This is a genomic window from Bacillus sp. 01N42_2, from assembly GCF_056399565.1.
Window position 1 is genome coordinate 1 of the sequence record NZ_JBFTRO010000011.1, and the last position, 20616, is coordinate 20616.

The 20616-nt window shown below is 44.5% G+C and carries 24 protein-coding genes, 1 rRNA gene and 2 other annotated features; all 25 genes read left to right on the forward strand.

The window, feature by feature from the left end; all coding sequences use genetic code 11:
• Nucleotides 1–30: 30 nt before the first annotated feature.
• The 25 genes from rrf to AC1DN5_RS18105 all read left to right on the forward strand — a co-directional run bounded on the left by rrf (nucleotide 31) and on the right by AC1DN5_RS18105 (nucleotide 20596).
• Nucleotides 31–146, forward strand: a 5S ribosomal RNA gene (rrf, locus tag AC1DN5_RS17985).
• A gap of 226 nt (nucleotides 147–372) precedes the next feature.
• On the forward strand, nucleotides 373–837 hold the full coding sequence (ctsR, locus tag AC1DN5_RS17990) for a transcriptional regulator CtsR (protein WP_016935919.1): 465 nt from the start codon (nucleotides 373–375) through the stop codon (nucleotides 835–837).
• Nucleotides 838–850: 13 nt separating this feature from the next.
• Nucleotides 851–1408, forward strand: coding sequence for a UvrB/UvrC motif-containing protein (locus AC1DN5_RS17995; RefSeq protein ID WP_016935918.1), 558 nt, complete (start codon nucleotides 851–853; stop codon nucleotides 1406–1408).
• Nucleotides 1408–2499 carry a protein arginine kinase gene (locus tag AC1DN5_RS18000; RefSeq protein WP_016935917.1) on the forward strand — a complete coding sequence of 364 codons (1092 nt, stop codon included), beginning with the start codon at nucleotides 1408–1410 and terminating at the stop codon, nucleotides 2497–2499. Before AC1DN5_RS17995 ends, AC1DN5_RS18000 begins: the two co-directional genes overlap by 1 nt.
• Nucleotides 2496–4931: an ATP-dependent protease ATP-binding subunit ClpC gene (gene clpC, locus AC1DN5_RS18005; protein WP_016935916.1), complete on the forward strand. Its 2436-nt coding sequence runs from the start codon at nucleotides 2496–2498 to the stop codon at nucleotides 4929–4931. Before AC1DN5_RS18000 ends, clpC begins: the two co-directional genes overlap by 4 nt.
• A gap of 93 nt (nucleotides 4932–5024) precedes the next feature.
• Nucleotides 5025–6404: a DNA repair protein RadA gene (radA, locus tag AC1DN5_RS18010; protein WP_016935915.1), complete on the forward strand. Its 1380-nt coding sequence runs from the start codon at nucleotides 5025–5027 to the stop codon at nucleotides 6402–6404.
• Nucleotides 6405–6407: 3 nt separating this feature from the next.
• Complete coding sequence (disA, locus tag AC1DN5_RS18015; RefSeq protein ID WP_003156401.1) at nucleotides 6408–7490, forward strand: DNA integrity scanning diadenylate cyclase DisA; 1083 nt, start codon at nucleotides 6408–6410, stop codon at nucleotides 7488–7490.
• 113 nt (nucleotides 7491–7603) lie between these two features.
• Complete coding sequence (locus AC1DN5_RS18020) at nucleotides 7604–8704, forward strand: PIN/TRAM domain-containing protein (RefSeq protein WP_016935914.1); 1101 nt, start codon at nucleotides 7604–7606, stop codon at nucleotides 8702–8704.
• 13 nt (nucleotides 8705–8717) lie between these two features.
• Nucleotides 8718–9416 (forward strand): 2-C-methyl-D-erythritol 4-phosphate cytidylyltransferase, encoded by a 699-nt coding sequence (gene ispD / locus AC1DN5_RS18025; RefSeq protein ID WP_366970189.1) that lies wholly within the window; start codon nucleotides 8718–8720, stop codon nucleotides 9414–9416.
• Complete coding sequence (gene ispF / locus AC1DN5_RS18030) at nucleotides 9409–9885, forward strand: 2-C-methyl-D-erythritol 2,4-cyclodiphosphate synthase (RefSeq protein ID WP_016935912.1); 477 nt, start codon at nucleotides 9409–9411, stop codon at nucleotides 9883–9885. The genes ispD and ispF overlap by 8 nt, the downstream gene beginning before the upstream one ends.
• A 91-nt stretch (nucleotides 9886–9976) precedes the next feature.
• Nucleotides 9977–11428, forward strand: coding sequence for a glutamate--tRNA ligase (gene gltX, locus AC1DN5_RS18035; protein WP_016935911.1), 1452 nt, complete (start codon nucleotides 9977–9979; stop codon nucleotides 11426–11428).
• A 2-nt stretch (nucleotides 11429–11430) separates the two neighbouring features.
• Nucleotides 11431–11664 (forward strand) — a binding site (T-box leader).
• Nucleotides 11665–11738: 74 nt separating this feature from the next.
• Nucleotides 11739–12392, forward strand: a complete 654-nt coding sequence (gene cysE / locus AC1DN5_RS18040; protein WP_007410393.1) for a serine O-acetyltransferase — start codon at nucleotides 11739–11741, stop codon at nucleotides 12390–12392.
• The gene (cysS, locus tag AC1DN5_RS18045) at nucleotides 12389–13789 is read left to right on the forward strand and encodes a cysteine--tRNA ligase (protein WP_366970187.1); all 1401 of its coding nucleotides are present in this window, start codon (nucleotides 12389–12391) and stop codon (nucleotides 13787–13789) included. Before cysE ends, cysS begins: the two co-directional genes overlap by 4 nt.
• 4 nt (nucleotides 13790–13793) lie before the next feature.
• Entirely contained in the window at nucleotides 13794–14225 is a 432-nt protein-coding gene (locus AC1DN5_RS18050) for a Mini-ribonuclease 3 (RefSeq protein WP_016935909.1), read from the forward strand.
• Nucleotides 14209–14958: a 23S rRNA (guanosine(2251)-2'-O)-methyltransferase RlmB gene (gene rlmB / locus AC1DN5_RS18055; protein ID WP_016935908.1), complete on the forward strand. Its 750-nt coding sequence runs from the start codon at nucleotides 14209–14211 to the stop codon at nucleotides 14956–14958. Before AC1DN5_RS18050 ends, rlmB begins: the two co-directional genes overlap by 17 nt.
• A gap of 6 nt (nucleotides 14959–14964) precedes the next feature.
• On the forward strand, nucleotides 14965–15477 hold the full coding sequence (rae1, locus tag AC1DN5_RS18060; protein WP_013350802.1) for a ribosome-dependent mRNA decay endonuclease Rae1/YacP: 513 nt from the start codon (nucleotides 14965–14967) through the stop codon (nucleotides 15475–15477).
• Between the two features lie 62 nt (nucleotides 15478–15539).
• Nucleotides 15540–16196, forward strand: a complete 657-nt coding sequence (sigH, locus tag AC1DN5_RS18065) for an RNA polymerase sporulation sigma factor SigH (protein ID WP_003156415.1) — start codon at nucleotides 15540–15542, stop codon at nucleotides 16194–16196.
• Between the two features lie 89 nt (nucleotides 16197–16285).
• Nucleotides 16286–16435, forward strand: a complete 150-nt coding sequence (rpmG, locus tag AC1DN5_RS18070) for a 50S ribosomal protein L33 (RefSeq protein ID WP_003156421.1) — start codon at nucleotides 16286–16288, stop codon at nucleotides 16433–16435.
• A 32-nt stretch (nucleotides 16436–16467) separates the two neighbouring features.
• Entirely contained in the window at nucleotides 16468–16647 is a 180-nt protein-coding gene (secE, locus tag AC1DN5_RS18075) for a preprotein translocase subunit SecE (protein WP_003156422.1), read from the forward strand.
• A gap of 164 nt (nucleotides 16648–16811) precedes the next feature.
• Nucleotides 16812–17345, forward strand: coding sequence for a transcription termination/antitermination protein NusG (gene nusG / locus AC1DN5_RS18080; RefSeq protein ID WP_003156423.1), 534 nt, complete (start codon nucleotides 16812–16814; stop codon nucleotides 17343–17345).
• 167 nt (nucleotides 17346–17512) lie between these two features.
• On the forward strand, nucleotides 17513–17938 hold the full coding sequence (gene rplK / locus AC1DN5_RS18085; protein WP_003156430.1) for a 50S ribosomal protein L11: 426 nt from the start codon (nucleotides 17513–17515) through the stop codon (nucleotides 17936–17938).
• A 94-nt stretch (nucleotides 17939–18032) separates the two neighbouring features.
• On the forward strand, nucleotides 18033–18731 hold the full coding sequence (rplA, locus tag AC1DN5_RS18090) for a 50S ribosomal protein L1 (protein ID WP_016935907.1): 699 nt from the start codon (nucleotides 18033–18035) through the stop codon (nucleotides 18729–18731).
• Between the two features lie 48 nt (nucleotides 18732–18779).
• Nucleotides 18780–18922 (forward strand) — a sequence feature (ribosomal protein L10 leader region).
• Nucleotides 18923–18985: 63 nt separating this feature from the next.
• Entirely contained in the window at nucleotides 18986–19486 is a 501-nt protein-coding gene (gene rplJ / locus AC1DN5_RS18095; RefSeq protein ID WP_003156433.1) for a 50S ribosomal protein L10, read from the forward strand.
• Between the two features lie 41 nt (nucleotides 19487–19527).
• The gene (gene rplL / locus AC1DN5_RS18100; protein WP_045927006.1) at nucleotides 19528–19899 is read left to right on the forward strand and encodes a 50S ribosomal protein L7/L12; all 372 of its coding nucleotides are present in this window, start codon (nucleotides 19528–19530) and stop codon (nucleotides 19897–19899) included.
• Between the two features lie 91 nt (nucleotides 19900–19990).
• Complete coding sequence (locus AC1DN5_RS18105; RefSeq protein ID WP_327816231.1) at nucleotides 19991–20596, forward strand: class I SAM-dependent methyltransferase; 606 nt, start codon at nucleotides 19991–19993, stop codon at nucleotides 20594–20596.
• Nucleotides 20597–20616: the final 20 nt, after the last annotated feature.

Genomic DNA, 20616 nt, shown 5'->3' on the forward strand with positions numbered 1-20616 from the left:
TATCTAGTTTTGAGAGAACACTCTCAATGGTTTGGTGGCGATAGCGAAGAGGTCACACCCGTTCCCATGCCGAACACGGAAGTTAAGCTCTTCAGCGCCGATGGTAGTCGGGGGTTTCCCCCTGTGAGAGTAGGACGCCGCCAAGCGATATAAAGGTAAAGACAGCTCATCATGAGCTGTCTTTTTTGTGTTTTTCTGCATACGTTATATAATATGAGAAAAGTAACGATATACCTTTTTGTAAAAGCAGGTTTTATGCTTGTGCAAAGTGGAAATAATAGAGATAGAGCGATACAGTTGAAAAATTTTGCGAAACACCTTATAGTAAGATTAAAGTCAAATATAGTCAAAGTCAATAAAGGAGGGGGTTGAGTGGGACATAATATTTCTGACATCATTGAACAGTACTTAAAACAAGTATTAGATCAAAATGGCAAAGAAATTTTAGAGATCAAACGCAGTGAAATTGCTGATAAATTTCAGTGTGTTCCTTCCCAAATAAATTATGTCATCAACACCAGATTCACAAGCGAAAGAGGATATATTGTTGAAAGTAAACGGGGAGGCGGCGGTTATATTCGTATTATCAAAGTTAAAATGAATAACGAAGTCGTCCTCATCAATAATATTATTTCGCAGATTCATACCCACTTGTCCCAGGCAGCCTCTGATGACATTATTCTCAGACTGTTAGAGGACGGGGTTATTTCGGAAAGAGAAGCTAAAATGATGGTGAGTGTAATGGATCGTTCAGTTCTATATATTGATTTGCCTGAACGGGATGAACTAAGAGCCAGAATGATGAAGGCGATGCTCACATCTTTAAAACTAAAGTAAGCGGGTGAAAAGATTGATTTGTCAAGAGTGCAATGAGAGACCGGCCACTTTTCACTTTACGAAAGTTGTTAATGGAGAAAAGCAAGAAGTTCATATTTGTGAACAATGTGCAAAAGAAAATAGTGATTCATACGGTATAAGTGGAAACCAAGGGTTCTCGATTCATAATTTATTATCAGGGCTGCTGAATATGGAGTCTTCATTTCAAAACACGGGTTCTCAAATGTTCGGCTATTCAGAGCAAGGCACGGCCTGTAAGAAATGCGGCATGACGTTTCAACAGCTGAGAAAAACAGGGCGGTTCGGCTGTGCGGAGTGTTACGATACATTTCACAGCCAAATTACGCCGATCTTGCGAAAAGTCCACAGCGGGAATACGGTGCATGCCGGGAAAATTCCGAAACGCATAGGCGGAAACTTGCATGTAAGACGGCAAATGGAAATGTTAAAAAAGGAACTTGAATCTTTAATACACCAGGAAGAGTTTGAAAAGGCGGCGCAGGTCAGGGATCAGATCCGGTCGTTAGAGCAGAAATTAAAAGGCACAGATAGTGAGGAGGAACAAGGGTAATGTCGCTCAAGCATTTTATTCAGGACGCATTAAGCAATTGGATGAAGCAAAAGGGGCCTGAAAGTGACATTGTACTCAGCAGCCGTATACGGTTGGCCAGAAACTTTGAAAATATAAAGTTTCCTGCCCGGTATACGAATGAAGAAGCCTCATCCATTATTCAGCAATTCGAAGATCATTTTTCAGGGAAAGAACTGCCTGATATCGGTCAATTTCATTTAATCAGAATGAGTGAAGCTCAGCCCTTGGAAAAACGGGTGCTGATGGAAAAGCATCTGATCAGCCCGAATTTAACGGAATCACCGTTTGGCGGCTGTCTGCTTTCTGAAAATGAAGAAGTCAGCATTATGTTAAATGAAGAAGATCATATCAGAATTCAATGTCTCTTCCCCGGCTTCCAGCTTCTCAACGCCATAAAAGCGGCAAACCAGGTTGATGACTGGATTGAGGAGAAAGTGGATTACGCTTTTGGGGAGAAGAGAGGATACTTAACAAGCTGTCCTACAAATGTAGGGACGGGACTAAGGGCTTCGGTCATGATGCATTTGCCGGGTCTTGTACTAACTAGGCAATTGAATCGAATTATACCGGCAATTAACCAATTAGGTTTAGTTGTTAGAGGAATTTACGGGGAAGGCAGCGAAGCATTAGGAAATATCTTTCAAATTTCAAATCAAATCACACTTGGAAAATCAGAACAGGATATCGTCGATGATTTGAACAGTGTGGCTGCCCAGCTGATTGAGCAGGAACGCTCAGCCCGAGAAGCGCTTTATCAAACCTCGAAAATTGAATTAGAGGACCGGGTATTCAGATCTTACGGAGTTTTATCCAACTGCCGAATGATTGAATCGAAGGAAACGGCGAAATGCCTTTCTGACGTTCGGCTGGGGATAGACCTGGGGATCATTAAAGGGCTATCAAGCAATATACTTAATGAACTGATGATTTTGACACAGCCCGGTTTTCTCCAGCAATATTCGGGCGGCGCATTACGGCCGAACGAAAGAGACGTGAGAAGAGCGGCTCTTATCAGGGAAAGGCTGCATTTAGAAATGAGTGCAAATAGACAGGAGGATGATTCGATATGATGTTTGGAAGATTTACAGAGCGGGCTCAAAAGGTATTGGCACTGGCACAGGAAGAAGCACTGCGCTTAGGCCATACAAATATCGGAACTGAACATATATTATTGGGGTTAGTCCGTGAAGGTGAAGGGATAGCATTTAAAGCTTTAGAAGCGCTTGGCCTCAATTCAGATAAAATGCAGAAAGAAGTGGAAAGTTTGATTGGCCGAGGGCAGGAAAGCACCACCTCTGTCCCTCATTACACGCCTAGAGCCAAAAAGGTAATAGAACTATCAATGGATGAAGCCAGAAAGCTCGGTCATTCTTATGTAGGAACAGAGCATATACTTCTTGGGCTGATTCGTGAAGGTGAGGGAGTCGCCGCGAGAGTACTGAATAATCTGGGTGTCAGTCTCAATAAGGCGAGACAGCAGGTTCTGCAGCTTCTCGGAAGCAATGAGACAGGGGCATCTGGAGCGGGAACAAATAGCAGCGCAAACACGCCGACGCTTGACAGTCTGGCGCGTGATTTAACCGCGATTGCGAGGGAAGACAGCCTTGATCCGGTTATCGGCCGAAGCAAAGAAATTCAGCGTGTTATTGAGGTATTAAGCCGCAGAACAAAGAATAATCCCGTTCTTATTGGAGAACCGGGTGTAGGTAAAACTGCGATTGCTGAAGGTCTCGCACAGCAGATCATCAATAATGAAGTGCCGGAAATTTTACGTGATAAACGCGTAATGACATTAGACATGGGAACGGTTGTAGCAGGCACGAAATACCGCGGAGAATTTGAAGACCGTTTGAAAAAAGTAATGGATGAAATACGTCAGGCCGGCAATATCATTTTATTCATTGACGAATTGCACACACTGATCGGAGCTGGAGGAGCAGAAGGCGCGATTGACGCGTCGAATATTTTAAAACCTTCACTCGCTCGCGGAGAGCTTCAGTGCATCGGTGCGACAACACTTGATGAATACCGCAAATATATCGAAAAAGACGCAGCTCTGGAGCGCCGCTTCCAGCCGATTCAGGTGGATGAGCCGTCAGTCGATGAAAGCATTCAGATCTTAAAAGGCCTTCGTGACCGCTATGAAGCGCATCACCGCGTATCCATTACCGATGAAGCGATCGAAGCGGCGGTTAAATTGTCTGACCGTTATATTTCTGACCGCTTCCTTCCGGATAAAGCGATCGATTTAATTGATGAAGCCGGTTCAAAAGTGCGTCTCCGTTCCTTCACAACGCCTCCGAACTTAAAAGAGCTTGAGCAGAAACTCGATGAAGTTCGCAAGGAAAAAGACGCTGCCGTTCAAAGCCAGGAGTTTGAAAAAGCGGCTTCTCTTCGTGATACGGAGCAGCGCTTGAGAGAACAGGTGGAAGATACGAAAAAAACGTGGAAAGAAAAACAAGGCCAGGAGAACTCCGAAGTTTCTGTAGAGGATATCGCAATGGTGGTATCCAGCTGGACCGGGGTGCCTGTATCTAAAATTGCGCAAACGGAAACAGATAAGCTTCTCAATATGGAAAGCATTCTGCACTCCCGCGTCATTGGCCAGGATGAAGCCGTTGTAGCCGTTGCGAAGGCTGTCAGACGTGCAAGAGCCGGTTTGAAGGATCCGAAACGTCCGATCGGTTCATTCATCTTCTTAGGCCCTACAGGCGTAGGGAAGACAGAGCTGGCAAGAGCGCTGGCGGAATCCATTTTCGGTGATGAAGAAGCGATGATCAGAGTGGATATGTCCGAATATATGGAGAAACATTCGACTTCACGTCTTGTCGGTTCTCCTCCGGGATATGTCGGCTATGATGAAGGCGGCCAGCTGACGGAAAAAGTGAGAAGAAAACCTTACTCTGTCGTACTGCTTGATGAAATTGAAAAAGCGCATCCTGATGTGTTTAACATTCTCCTGCAAGTGCTTGAAGACGGACGCTTGACTGATTCAAAAGGACGCACTGTTGATTTCCGCAACACGATCCTGATTATGACGTCAAACGTCGGAGCGAGCGAGCTGAAACGCAACAAATATGTGGGTTTCAATGTTCAGGATGAATCACAAAACCATAAAGACATGAAAGACAAAGTCATGGGAGAGCTGAAGCGTGCCTTCAGACCTGAATTTATTAACCGGATTGACGAAATTATCGTCTTCCACTCTCTTGAGAAAAAACATCTTACAGACATCGTGTCGCTTATGTCTGACCAGTTAACAAAACGTCTGAAAGAACAAGATCTCTCTATAGAGCTGACGGATGCTGCAAAAGCAAAAGTAGCAGACGAGGGCGTCGATTTGGAATACGGCGCACGTCCGTTAAGAAGAGCGATTCAAAAGCATGTGGAGGACCGGTTATCAGAAGAGCTTCTCAGAGGCAATATTGATAAGGGCCAGCACATCGTTCTTGATGTTGAAGACGGCGAATTTGTCGTAAAAACAACTGCTAAAACGAACTAATATAGTGACAAACATGAGGCATACGTAAGCAAGTGTATGCCTCACTTTGTTATATAGAGAAATATACGATAAGGAAGAGGTTTTACAGCATATATGGCTAAATCAAAAACAAAATTCATCTGCCACTCATGCGGTTATGAATCCGCAAAATGGATGGGGAAATGCCCTGGCTGCGGGGCTTGGAATACAATGGTGGAAGAAACCATCAAAAAAGCGCCGGCGAATCGGCGGGCGGCTTTCTCCCACTCCGTTCAAACCGTCCAGAAACCATCACCCATTACATCAATTGAAACATCAGAAGAACCCCGTGTTCAAACCAAGCTCGAAGAATTTAACAGAGTGCTTGGCGGCGGCGTTGTAAAGGGCTCGTTAGTATTAATCGGCGGCGACCCCGGCATCGGGAAATCAACGCTCCTTCTTCAAGTATCCGCACAATTAGCAGACACGGCCGGCAGCGTGCTTTACATTTCCGGGGAAGAATCCGTGAAGCAAACGAAGCTGCGCGCTGACAGGCTTGGAATCAACAGCCAATTGTTACATGTTTTATCTGAAACCGATATGGAGTATATTTCGTCTGCTATACAAGAGATGAAACCCGCATTTGTTGTCGTAGACTCCATTCAGACCGTTTACCAAAGCGACATTACCTCAGCTCCCGGCAGTGTATCACAAGTAAGAGAGTGTACGGCTGAATTGATGAAAATCGCGAAAACAAACGGCATTCCGATTTTTATCGTCGGACACGTCACAAAAGAAGGATCGATCGCAGGGCCAAGATTGCTTGAGCATATGGTCGATACCGTTCTATACTTTGAAGGAGAGCGGCACCATACATTCCGTATTTTGCGGGCTGTAAAAAACCGTTTCGGCTCAACAAATGAAATGGGCATCTTTGAAATGCGGGAAGAGGGGCTTACAGAAGTGCTGAACCCTTCGGAAATTTTCTTGGAAGAGCGTTCTGCCGGGGCTTCGGGTTCGAGTATCGTTGCGTCAATGGAAGGAACGAGACCGATCCTGGTTGAAATTCAGGCGCTCATATCACCGACCAGCTTTGGAAACCCGCGCCGCATGGCTACAGGGATTGACCACAACAGGGTGTCGTTAATCATGGCTGTGCTTGAGAAGCGGGTGGGGCTATTGCTTCAAAATCAAGATGCGTACTTGAAAGTCGCCGGCGGGGTCAAACTGGATGAACCGGCGATTGATTTGGCAGTAGCCGTCAGCATTGCTTCAAGCTTCAGAGATACACCGCCGAATCCTGCAGATTGCTTTATCGGTGAAGTGGGTCTGACAGGAGAAGTCCGCAGGGTGTCAAGAATCGAACAGCGCGTAAAAGAAGCGGCAAAACTCGGCTTCAAGCGTATGGTCATACCTGAGGCGAATGCAGGCGGATGGACAATACCAAAAGGGATTGAGGTTGTCGGAGTAGCAAATGTTGCAGAAGCGCTTCGTACTTCATTAGGAGGATCATAATAGATGGAAAAAGAGAAAAAAGGGGCGAAACAAGAGCTTGACCTGTCTGCAATTCTGCAGTTCGTTGCACCGGGCACGCCGCTCAGAGCCGGGATAGAGAATGTACTTCGGGCAAATACAGGCGGCCTGATTGTTGTCGGATACAATGATAAGGTAAAGCAAGTCGTGGATGGCGGTTTTCATATTAATACATCATTTGCGCCCGCTCACCTATACGAGCTGGCCAAAATGGACGGTGCCATTATTTTAAGCGATTCCGGCCAGAAAATTCTTTATGCGAATACACAGCTTATGCCGGAAGCGACCATTTCTTCTTCAGAAACGGGAATGAGGCACCGTACGGCGGAACGGGTGGCGAAGCAGACCGGCTGTCTCGTCATCGCCATTTCTGAACGCAGAAATGTTATTACGTTATACCAGGACAGCATGAAATACACACTGAAGGACATAGGATTTATTTTAACAAAAGCAAACCAGGCCATTCAAACGCTTGAGAAGTATAAAACCATTTTAGACAAAACGATTACGGCTTTAAACGCTTTAGAGTTTGAGGAGCTCGTGACATTCAGTGACGTGCTGTCCGTCATGCACCGCTATGAAATGGTGCTCCGTATAAAAAATGAAATCAACATGTATATTAAAGAACTCGGAACGGAAGGCCACTTAATCCGTCTGCAGGTGATTGAGCTGATTACGGATATGGAAGAAGAAGCGGCTCTTTTCATCAAAGACTATGTGAAAGAAAAAATCAAAGATCCGTTCGTGCTGTTAAAAGAGCTTCAGGATATGTCCAGCTATGATCTGCTTGATGATTCCATTCTGTTTAAGCTGCTTGGATATCCCGCTTCTACCAACCTTGATGATTATGTGCTGCCGAGAGGGTACAGACTGCTGAATAAAATTCCGCGTCTGCCGATGCCGATTGTTGAAAATGTGGTTGAGGCCTTCGGATTTTTGCCAAGCATAACGGAAGCCACTGTTGAAGAGCTGGATGATGTTGAAGGCATCGGCGAGGTGCGCGCCCAAAAAATCAAAAAAGGTTTAAAACGTCTTCAAGAAAAACACTATATAGATAGACAGCTTTAAGTATCGCTTAAACCTGTCAGAATCCGGGTATATTATTGTTAGTTTTTGTTTATTCTGATATTTGTAGGCTTTGACAGTCTGCTGAAAAATGTTACTTAAAAGGAGGTGGAGGTATGTTAAAACGAATAGTTCAGGCGTTCTTCATTATTGTGGGCGGCGTTGTCGGTATCTTTTTAATACCTGAATTGTTTGTACTGTCAAATATACAGGACATACCTTTAATAACAAACGCATATACGTCTGCTGCAATTGGTGCTATTATCTTTTTTCTCATCAGTATATGGACGACAGAATATGTGATTAATTGGGTGAAATGGATTGAAGATTCTTTGCTGAGAGCTCCGGTGCCGGATCTGTTATTCGGAAGTCTCGGATTGGTTTTTGGACTTATCATCGCATATCTCATTGTAAACGTGATTCCGCTGGACAATATTCCGTACCGTATATTTAGCACCATCATCCCGGTCTTTCTGGCTTTCTTTCTCGGTTACCTAGGCTTCCAGGTCGGATTTAAGAAAAAGGATGAACTGATCGGTCTGTTCTCCATTTCTGCAAGAATGCAGAAGAAAAAAGGAAGTGCCGATGAGGAGCAGGAGGAACAGGAGAAAAGGCTGAAAATCTTGGATACAAGTGTTATTATTGATGGGAGAATTGCAGATATTTGTCAGACGGGCTTTTTAGAAGGAGTCATTGTCATTCCTCAATTTGTGCTTGAGGAATTACAGCATATCGCTGATTCTTCAGATGTTTTAAAACGCAACAGAGGACGCCGCGGACTGGATATTTTGAATCGCATTCAAAAGGAACTGGATATTACGGTTGAAATTTATGAAGGCGACTTCGAAGACATTCAAGAGGTTGACAGCAAGCTTGTCAAACTTGCGAAGCTGACATCCGGTGTCGTTGTGACGAATGATTTTAATTTAAATAAAGTATGTGAGCTTCAGAAGGTTGCGGTACTGAATATTAATGACCTTGCAAACGCGGTGAAGCCGGTTGTGCTCCCGGGTGAAGAAATGAATGTGCAGGTGATTAAGGACGGGAAAGAGCATAATCAAGGTGTGGCTTACTTGGATGACGGAACAATGATCGTTGTGGAAGAAGGCCGCAATTATATAGGGAAACATATTGATGTGCTCGTAACCAGCGTGCTGCAGACAGCGGCGGGGCGAATGATTTTTGCCAAGCCTAAGCTGCTTGAGAAGGCTCTTTAAGAGGGAGTTAATGATGGAGTATGTCGTAGTCATTCCGGCTGCCGGACAAGGGAAACGGATGAAAGCCGGGAAAAATAAGCTGTTCATCGGCTTAAAGGGTGCGCCTGTTATTATACACACACTGCGGGTTTTTGAAAGCCACGCGCCTTGTCAGAAAATAATCCTGGTGATAAACGAGAGTGAACGGGAAGATTTTCGCCAGCTGTTTGCCCAGTTTCCGGTTAAAGCGGAAATTGAGCTTGTCATCGGCGGAGCGGAGCGTCAGCATAGTGTATACGAAGGATTGAAAGTGATTGATGAGGAGTCCGTCGTCCTTGTTCATGACGGGGCGCGCCCGTTTGTCACGCATCAGCATATCGATAAACTCGTTGAAACAGCAGAAGAGACGGGAGCGGCTGTCCTGGCTGTTCCTGTGAAAGACACGATAAAACGGGCGGAAGGCTCCCGGGTTGCGGAGACCTTTGACCGTTCAAGCTTGTGGGCCGTTCAAACGCCGCAGGCTTTTCGTCTTTCTTTATTGAAAAAGGCGCATAGGGAAGCGGAAAACAAAGGCTTCTTAGGTACAGATGACGCCAGTCTCGTTGAGCGTCTTGATGGCTATCAGGTGAGTATCGTTGAAGGCAGCTATACCAATATTAAGCTGACAACGCCGGATGATCTGATATCAGCGGAAGCAATCATGAAAGCGGAAAGTGGGAATCATAATGTTTAGAATCGGACAAGGATTTGACGTGCATCAACTAACGGAAGGCCGTCCTCTTATCATCGGCGGAATTGAAATTCCTTATGAAAAAGGGCTGCTCGGGCATTCCGATGCGGATGTATTGCTGCACACGGTTGCAGATGCGTGCCTCGGAGCGGTGGGTGAAGGAGATATCGGCAAGCATTTCCCGGATACTGATCCGGAATTCAAGGATGCGGATTCTTTTAAGCTGCTTCAGCATGTCTGGAACATTGTCAAAGAAAAAGGGTACGTACTCGGAAATATAGACTGCACGATTATTGCGCAAAAGCCGAAAATGGCGCCGCATATTGATGCGATGAGAAAACGAATAGCGGAAGGCCTTGAGGCTGACGTCTCTCAAGTAAATGTAAAAGCAACAACGACAGAAAAGCTCGGGTTTACCGGAAGAGCCGAAGGAATTGCCGCTCAGGCGACCGTTCTGATCCAAAAAGCCTGATCATTATTTTGATGCCCGGTCTATTTGGTGGTAGAATAGATACATATATTCGGCTAAAGGCTACAGACGAGATGAAAGGAAGTATTTGAACATGGGAAATGAAGTACGCGTCCGCTATGCACCGAGTCCGACCGGACATTTGCATATCGGTAACGCCAGAACGGCGCTTTTTAACTATTTATTTGCCCGCAGCCAAGGCGGAAAGTTTATTATCCGGATTGAGGATACGGACAAAAAGCGAAATATTGAAGGCGGAGAGCAAAGCCAGCTTAACTATCTGAAATGGCTCGGCATAGACTGGGATGAAAGTGTGGATGTCGGCGGAGAATACGGCCCGTACCGCCAGTCTGAACGGAATGACATTTACAAAGAGTACTATGAAGCGCTGCTTGAAAAAGGGCTTGCTTATAAATGTTTCTGTACGGAAGAAGAACTTGAGAAAGAACGTGAAGAGCAGATCGCCCGCGGGGAAATGCCGCGCTATTCAGGCAAACACAGAAACCTGACTCAGGAAGAGCAGGAGCAGTTTTTAGCCGAAGGAAGACAGCCGAGCATCCGTTTCCGCGTGCCGGAAGGAAAAATCATCACTTTTAACGATATCGTAAAAGGCGAGATTTCTTTTGAATCAGACGGTATCGGCGACTTCGTCATCGTTAAAAAAGACGGTACACCGACGTATAACTTTGCCGTCGCAATTGACGATTACCTAATGAAAATGACGCACGTGCTCCGCGGTGAGGACCATATTTCAAATACACCGAAACAAATCATGATTTTCCAGGCGTTCGGCTGGGATATTCCTGAATTCGGACATATGACGCTTATCGTGAATGAAAGCCGCAAAAAATTAAGTAAACGTGATGAATCAATTATTCAGTTTATTGAGCAGTATGATGAGCTGGGTTACCTGCCTGAAGCGCTGTTTAACTTTATCGGACTTCTCGGCTGGTCTCCTGTCGGTGAAGAAGAGCTCTTCACAAGAGAACAATTTATTGAAATTTTTGATGTGAATCGTTTATCTAAGTCACCGGCTCTGTTTGATATGCATAAACTGAAATGGGTCAACAACCAATATGTCAAAGCGCTGGATCTTGATCAAGTTGTTGAACTGACCCTGCCTCACCTGCAAAAAGCAGGAAAAGTCGGCACTGAGCTTTCTGCCGAAGAGCGGGAATGGGTGCGTAAGTTAATCTCTCTTTACCATGAGCAATTGAGCTACGGTGCTGAAATTGTCGAGCTGACTGATTTGTTCTTTAATGATGAAATCGAGTATAATCAAGAGGCAAAAGCCGTTCTGGCGGAAGAACAGGTGCCTGAAGTGCTCAGCGCATTTGCTGCGAAGCTTGAAGAGCTTGAAGAATTCACGCCAGAGCAGATCAAAGCCTCAATTAAAGCCGTTCAGAAAGAAACAGGCCATAAAGGCAAAAAGCTATTCATGCCGATTCGTGTAGCAGTTACCGGCCAGACGCACGGTCCGGAGCTTCCGCAGGCTATTGAGCTGATCGGCAGAGAAACAGCCGTAAAACGCCTGAAAAGCATTTAAATATACGATTGTTGACAGGGAAGAGTATAAAACAATGACCATTACAGAAAGAATCTTCATCGGCTGAGAGAGATTCATGCGTTATGTTTTAGAAGTGCGCCCTTAAGACCTTTGAAGAACATTTCTGCGGAAATCAGTATTTAAAGGCGGCCGCCGCCGTTACCGGCTTTAAAGTTGGGAAAACAGCGTTTTGTTTTTCAAACAGAGTGGAACCGCGCGGTAAAAGCGTCTCTGTCATGTTTACATGCAGAGGCGCTTTTTTTATAGGCGGAAAAACAGACTGGAGCGGGGAGAGAATGGGGGGAAGCATGTGTTTTTTAAAATGCTAAAAGAAGACATAGATACAGTGTTCGATCAAGATCCGGCAGCAAGAAGCTATTTTGAAGTTGTTTTAACTTATTCTGGTTTACATGCTATATGGGCGCATCGGATTGCACATGCTTTATATAAACGGAGATTTTTCTTCCTTGCGCGCCTGATATCACAGATTGCCCGTTTCTTTACCGGAATCGAAATCCATCCCGGCGCGACCATCGGGAGAAGGTTTTTCATTGATCACGGTATGGGGGTCGTCATAGGGGAAACATGTGAAATCGGCAATAACGTGACGGTATTCCAAGGTGTCACTCTCGGGGGAACGGGAAAAGAAAAGGGAAAGCGGCATCCGACCATTAAAGATGATGCTTTAATTGCAACGGGGGCGAAGGTGCTCGGCTCTATAACAGTCGGGCAAGGCTCTAAAGTAGGGGCCGGCTCCGTTGTGCTGCGTGATGTTCCCGACTTTTCAACCGTTGTCGGCATACCTGGAAAAGTCGTCATTCAGAACGGAAGAAAGATCAAACGCGATCTCAATCACCAAGACTTGCCCGATCCGGTTGCTGACCGGTTAAGAGCATTGGAGCAGCAGATTTTTGAGCTGCAGGCTGAACTGGAAGATAAAAAAGAAAGGATCAACCAAAAATGACCATTACACTTTATAATACATTGACACGGAAAAAGGAAACATTCGTTCCTCTTGAGGAAGGAAAAGTAAAAATGTACGTGTGCGGACCGACTGTATACAACTATATTCATATCGGAAATGCCCGTCCGGCGATTGTGTATGATACCGTACGCAACTATTTGGAGTATAAAGGATACGATGTTCAATACGTATCGAATTTCACTGATGTTGATGACAAATTGATTAAGGCGGCCAATGAGCTCGGTGAGGACGTTCCGACCGTTTCTGAACGGTTTATTAAAGCTTATTTTGAAGATGTGGGCGCCCTCGGATGCCGGAAAGCGGATCTTCACCCTAGAGTCATGGAGAACATGGACGCCATTATTGAATTTGTCAGCGAGCTGATTAAAAAAGGCTACGCTTATGAATCGGAAGGCGACGTCTATTTCAAAACAAGAGCCTTCGAAGGCTACGGCAAGCTTTCACAGCAATCAATTGATGAACTCAGATCGGGCGCTCGTATCCGTGTCGGTGAGAAGAAAGAGGATGCGCTGGACTTTGCTCTTTGGAAAGCCGCCAAAGACGGAGAAATTTCATGGGATAGCCCTTGGGGAAAAGGCCGCCCGGGCTGGCACATTGAATGCTCCGCAATGGTGAAAAAATATTTGGGTGACGAAATCGATATTCATGCCGGCGGTCAGGACCTGACATTCCCGCACCATGAGAACGAAATCGCCCAATCTGAAGCATTAACAGGCAAGACATTCGCAAAATACTGGCTTCACAACGGTTACATCAATATAGATAATGAAAAAATGTCAAAATCGCTCGGCAACTTTGTTTTGGTGCACGATATCATTAAGCAGTATGACCCGCAGCTTTTGAGATTTTTCATGCTGTCCGTTCATTACCGCCACCCGATCAACTATTCGGAAGAGCTGCTTGAGAAAACAAAAAACGCGTTTAACCGCCTGAAGACGGCCTACAGTAATTTAAACCATCGTTTGATTAGCAGCACGAATCTGACTGACAATGATGATGAATGGCTCGCTAAAATCGAAGAGCACCGCGCTGCATTTGAAGAAGCGATGGATGATGATTTTAATACGGCGAATGCGATTTCCGTTTGGTTTGATTTGGCGAAGCTTGCCAACTACTACATGCAGGAGGACAATACGGCGGATCACGTCATTAAAGCCTTCATCAGCATGTTTGACCGAATCGGATCCGTTCTCGGACTTACGCTCGGCGAAGAAGAGCTTGTCGATGAAGAGATTGAAGAATTGATCGAGAAGAGAAATGAAGCCCGCCGCAATCGCGATTTTGCTTTGTCAGACCTAATTCGCGATCAGCTGAAAAGCATGAATATCATTCTTGAAGATACGGCTCAGGGAACTCGCTGGAAGCGGGGAGAGTAAGCGGATGCTTCAATTTGAACAAATCAAAGATTCAAAGCAGTTAAACGGTCTTGCGCTCGCTTATATGGGTGATGCCATTTTTGAAATATATGTCCGGCATCACCTGCTTAAGCAGGGCCATACGAAACCGAATGACCTTCATAAGAAGGCGAGCCGGATCGTATCGGCAAAATCACAGGCAGACATTCTGTTCCGCCTTCAGGAAGAATCCTTTTTCACGGAGGAAGAGGAAGCCGTGGTGAGAAGGGGAAGAAACGCGAAATCAGGGACGACGCCTAAAAACACAGATGTACAGACGTACCGCCATAGTACAGCTTTTGAGGCTTTGCTCGGATATCTTTTTCTTGAGAAAAGAGAAGAAAGACTGAATCAGCTGATTACAGAAGCTATACAAGTCGGGACGTCAGGGAGGAAAACAAATGAGTCAGCAACATGATTACGTCATAGGAAAAAACGCGGTAATTGAGACGTTAAAGTCGGATCGCAAACTCTATAAGTTATGGATGGCGGAAAACACAGTAAAAGGACAGGCGCAGCAAGTTATGGAGCTTGCTAAAAAGCGCGGCGTCACCATTCAATTTGTGCCGAGAAAAAAACTCGATCAGATGGTGGAGGGGCAGCATCAGGGAGTTGTCGCTCAGGTGGCGGCATATGAATATGCACAATTAGACGAATTATATAAAAGAGCGGAACAGAGAAACGAACAGCCTTTCTTTCTCATATTGGACGAGCTGGAAGACCCTCATAATCTCGGTTCCATCATGAGAACGGCTGACGCTGTCGGCGCGCACGGCATCGTGATTCCGAAACGCAGAGCGGTCGGACTGACTTCGACGGTCGCAAAAGCATCGACCGGTGCCATTGAACATATTCCCGTCGTGAAGGTGACCAATCTTGCCCGGACACTTGATGAAATGAAGGAGCGGGGCATTTGGGTCGTGGGAACGGATGCATCCGCCCGGGAAGACTACCGCTCTATGGACGGCAACATGCCTTTGGCGCTCGTTATCGGAAGCGAAGGCAAAGGAATGGGCCGTCTTGTGAAAGAGAAATGTGATTTTCTCATTAAACTTCCGATGGCCGGAAAAGTCACGTCTCTGAATGCATCGGTAGCGGCCGGCCTTCTGATGTATGAAGTCTATCGGAAACGCAATCCTTTAGGGGAATAAAGACAAATGGACATCCTATTAGTAGACGGATACAACATGATAGGAGCTTGGCCGCAGCTAAAGGATTTAAAAGCGAACAGTTTTGAAGAAGCGAGAGATGTGCTGATTCAGAAGATGGCGGAGTATCAGTCGTACACGGGAATTAAAGTCATTGTGGTGTTTGACGCACATCTGGTAAAAGGCATAGAGAAAAAACACACGAATCACAGAGTCGAAGTGATTTTCACACGGGAGAATGAAACGGCGGATGAGCGGATTGAGAAGCTTGCACAGGCGCTGAATAATATTGCGACACAGATTCATGTCGCAACCTCTGATTACACGGAGCAGTGGGCGATTTTCGGACAAGGGGCTCTACGTAAATCCGCCCGGGAGCTGCTGAGGGAAGTGGATGCGATAGAACGCCGGATTCAAAGACGGGTTTCAAAGATCACTTCCGAAAAACCCCCGGGTAAAATCGAGCTGTCCGAAGAGGTTTTGAAAACGTTTGAAAAGTGGCGGCGCGGCGGCCTGGATTAGGTTGACGCTTTTTCGCCCATTAATGTATAATATTTCTATCTACGTGCGCCGGGGGGATCGCAGTGAATCTACAGAACAGCAAGGGAAAATTCAACAAAGTGCAGTTTTGCCAGTTGGAGGACGAGCAGGTCATTGAAAAGGTTCATGTTGGGGATAGTGATGCGTTAGATTACTTGATTACGAAGTACCGTAATTTTGTACGGGCGAAAGCCAGGTCTTATTTTTTAATAGGGGCCGACAGAGAAGATATTGTACAGGAAGGGATGATAGGCTTATATAAGTCTATCCGAGACTTTAGGGAGGACAAGCTTACTTCATTCAAAGCTTTTGCAGAATTATGCATTACCCGCCAGATTATTACCGCAATAAAGACAGCTACCCGTCAGAAACACATTCCTTTAAATTCTTATGTTTCTTTAGACAAGCCAATTTTTGATGAAGAATCAGACAGAACACTGCTTGATGTCATTTCAGGCGCAAAAACGTTAAACCCTGAAGAAATGATTATTAATCAGGAAGAATTCGATGATATTGAGATGAAAATGGGAGAACTGCTTAGCGATCTGGAGAGAAAGGTGCTTGTTTTGTACTTGGACGGAAGAAGTTACCAAGAAATTTCAGATGACTTAAACCGACACGTAAAATCAATTGATAATGCCCTGCAGCGCGTGAAGCGCAAGCTTGAGAAGTATTTAGAAATAAGAGAAATCAGCCTGTAGCGGGTTTCTATGTCATATTGACAGAATTTTTCTGACTGTGCTATTTTATTAAGATAAATGAATGTCTATTTAGGAAAAGGTGTATCGACATGAGAAAAAAGATTACGCTGGCATGCAAAACATGCGGAAATCGTAATTATACGACAATGAAAAGCTCTGCATCAGCGGCTGAGCGGTTAGAAGTTAAGAAGTACTGCAGCACTTGCAATTCACATACAGCTCATTTAGAAACAAAATAGTGTTCGCTTTTTAAATTGTGGAGGTCTTTTACATGCGCATGATGAGTTTCTTTAAAGATGTTGGGAAAGAAATGAAAAAGGTTAGCTGGCCTAAAGGCAAAGAGTTAACGCGCTATACGATCACGGTGATTTCAACGGTTATCTTTTTTGTTATCTTTTTTGCCCTCCTTGATACAGGAATTTCTCAATTAATTCGTTTAATAGTTGAATAATGATCAGCAATACGTGCTATAATAGATCATAATATCGTTTGCCAAAACCCGTTCAGCGGGTTTTTTATTGTGTTGAAAAAAGGATTCATAGGCTCTGAGCCTATTTTTTGTTTTACACTTCATTTTTAAATGCGGGGAGGGAAGGACTGCAGAGTCCTGATAGAATGGAAAAGAATTGGTATGTTGTTCATACGTATTCCGGTTATGAAAACAAAGTAAAAGCAAACCTTGAAAAACGTGTGGAATCAATGGGAATGCAGGATAAAATTTTCCGCGTGGTCGTTCCTGAAGAAGAAGAGACTGATATTAAGAACGGCAAGAAAAAAGTAGTCAAAAAGAAAGTGTTCCCGGGTTATGTGCTTGTTGAAATCGTCATGACTGATGATTCTTGGTATGTAGTCCGCAACACGCCGGGCGTTACCGGTTTCGTCGGATCAGCCGGTTCAGGCTCAAAGCCGACTCCGCTTCTTCCTGGCGAAGCGGAAACCATTTTAAAACGGATGGGCATGGATGAGCGGAAAACCGACATTGATTTTGAATTGAATGAGACAGTCAAAGTCATAGACGGGCCATTCGCCAACTTTACAGGATCAATTGAAGAGATTGATTATGATAAGAGCAAAGTGAAGGTATTCGTTAACATGTTCGGCCGTGAAACGCCGGTTGAACTGGAATTTACCCAGATCGACAAATTGTAATGTGAAAAAACTTGAAATTGCTATATATTAATGATAATATAGCAAAGGTACGTCTTGGACTAATCCAAGGCAGCTAGCTTGATATTTCGTCATTCATATAAAGAATGAAACCTTGAGTGGGAGGGTTTACCCTATTACCACATCACGGACTTAAGGAGGTGTGTCTCGTGGCTAAAAAAGTAGTAAAAGTTGTAAAATTGCAAATTCCTGCTGGAAAAGCTAACCCAGCGCCGCCAGTTGGACCTGCACTAGGTCAAGCCGGTGTAAATATCATGGGATTCTGTAAGGAGTTTAACGCTCGTACAGCTGACCAAGCTGGTTTAATCATTCCTGTTGAAATTTCGGTTTACGAAGACCGTTCATTTACATTTATTACAAAAACTCCGCCTGCTGCAGTATTGCTTAAAAAAGCAGCTGGAATTGAGTCTGGTTCTGGTGAACCAAACCGTAATAAAGTGGCAACCGTTAAGCGCGATAAGGTTCGCGAAATCGCTGAAACGAAAATGCCTGACTTAAACGCAGCAGACGTTGAAGCGGCAATGCGCATGGTTGAAGGTACTGCCCGCAGTATGGGTATCGTTATCGAGGATTAATTTGTTTCTTGTCGGGTTGCGAGTTTTCACAAGTTCGCAACCCTTATTCGTGGGAGGTTATTCCGCTATAACCACATAAGGAGGAAATTTTAAAATGGCTAAAAAAGGTAAAAAGTACGTTGAAGCTGCGAAGCTTGTAGACCGTGCAAAAGCTTACGACGTCGCTGAAGCAGTGGCGCTTACTAAAAAAACAAACACAGCTAAATTCGACGCTACAGTTGAAGTTGCTTTCCGTTTAGGGGTTGACACTCGTAAAAACGATCAGCAAATCCGCGGAGCAGTCGTGCTTCCAAACGGAACTGGTAAAACTCAGCGCGTGCTTGTATTCGCTAAAGGCGAAAAAGCAAAAGAAGCTGAAGCTGCTGGTGCAGATTTCGTTGGCGATACTGACTACATCAACAAAATTCAACAAGGCTGGTTCGATTTCGATGTAATCGTAGCTACACCTGACATGATGGGTGAGGTTGGTAAAATCGGTCGTGTACTTGGACCAAAAGGTTTAATGCCAAACCCTAAAACTGGTACAGTTACTTTCGAAGTTGAAAAAGCAATCGGCGAAATCAAAGCTGGTAAAGTTGAATACCGTGCTGATAAAGCTGGCAACATTCATGTTCCTATCGGTAAAGTTTCTTTCGAGGATGAAAAACTTGTTGAGAACTTCACAACAATGTACGATACAATCCTGAAAGCTAAACCTGCTGCAGCTAAAGGCGTTTACGTGAAAAACGTTGCTGTAACATCTACTATGGGACCTGGTGTCAAAGTAGACGCTTCAACTTTCAACGTAAAATAATATTTGACTTTAGATCAGCATTCTGATATGATTCAAAATGTTGTAAAATATAATATGTCATTTATACCGTAGACAGCAGGGGCCGCTGAGGCTTAATATCCTGCCGAGGTGTATATATATCACAGCTATTACGTTACGTATGCTTGTATATACAGCCTCCATGTCCACATGGAGGCTTTTTATATGAAATCGTCGTCACAGTCGTGATCACCTAGCGGTATAAGTGTTACACAAAATCTACAGGAGGTGTAACCATGAGCAGCGCAATTGATACAAAAAAAGTTGTTGTTGAAGAGATTGCTTCTAAACTGAAAGAAAGCAAATCAACGATCATCGTTGACTACCGCGGACTTAACGTTTCTGAAGTAACTGAACTCCGTAAACAGCTTCGCGAAGCTAACGTAGAGTTCAAAGTGTACAAAAACACAATGACTCGCCGTGCGGTTGAACAAGCTGAACTTGATGGTTTGAATGATGTCTTAACTGGACCGAATGCGATCGCATTCAGTACTGAAGATGTTGTCGCTCCGGCGAAAGTTCTTAACGAGTTCGCGAAAAACCACGAAGCTCTGGAAATCAAAGCGGGCGTTATCGAAGGTAAAGTATCTTCTGTTGAAGAAGTGAAAGCTCTTGCTGAACTTCCTTCACGCGATGGCTTACTTTCTATGTTGCTTAGCGTACTTCAAGCTCCAGTTCGCAACCTTGCACTTGCAGCTAAAGCAGTTGCAGACCAAAAGGAAGAACAAGGCGCTTAATCTGATTTTACCCTAAAATAAAACAAATGGAGGAATTTCAAATGGCTTTAAATATCGAAGAAATCATTGCTTCCGTTAAAGAAGCAACTGTACTTGAATTGAACGACCTAGTAAAAGCAATCGAAGAAGAATTTGGCGTAACTGCTGCTGCTCCTGTAGCTGTAGCTGGCGGAGCTGCTGCTGGCGGCGCTGCTGAAGAGCAAAGCGAATTCGACCTTATCCTTGCTGGTGCAGGTGCTCAGAAAATCAAAGTTATCAAAGTTGTTCGTGAAATCACTGGTCTTGGCTTGAAAGAAGCTAAAGAACTTGTTGACAACACTCCAAAACCACTTAAAGAAGGTATTGCGAAAGAAGAAGCTGAAGAGCTTAAAGCTAAACTTGAAGAAGTTGGCGCTTCTGTAGAAGTTAAGTAATCTTCACTTGCCTGTAGGGGAAGCTCGCTTTTATGAGGCGGGCTTTTTCTTTGCTTTTCTTTAAGCGCCATTAAAAAAGGAGGTTCTAATAATGAGTGAACACTATTATTCAGAAAAACCTTCAGTCAAAAGCGATAAACAGACATGGTCATTTACACTGCGGAACAGATCTTATACATTCACAAGTGACAGCGGCGTTTTCTCAAAAAAGGAAGTTGATTTCGGTTCGCGTGTCTTAATTGAAGCGTTTGAAGAGCCTGAGGTTGATGGTGACTTCCTGGATGCAGGCTGCGGCTACGGCCCGATCGGTCTGTCGCTCGCCGGTGAATTTACAGACCGGACCGTGCACATGATTGACGTGAATGAAAGAGCCGTAGAGCTGTCAAATGAAAATGCAGAAAAAAACGGAATAAAAAACGTTCGGATTTATCAGAGTGATTTATTTTCAAATATTGATTCTGCTCAAACATTTGCTTCTATTATTACAAACCCCCCAATCCGCGCCGGAAAAAAAGTTGTCCATGCCATTTTTGAAAAAAGCGCTGAGCATTTAAGGGCTTCAGGTGAGTTGTGGATCGTTATACAGAAAAAACAGGGCGGGCCTTCTGCCATTGAAAAACTGAAGGAGCTTTTTGACGAAGTTTCCATCGTTCAAAAAAAGAAAGGCTATTATATCATAAAAGCAAAAAAAGTTTGACTTGAATTTTCAGCTATGTT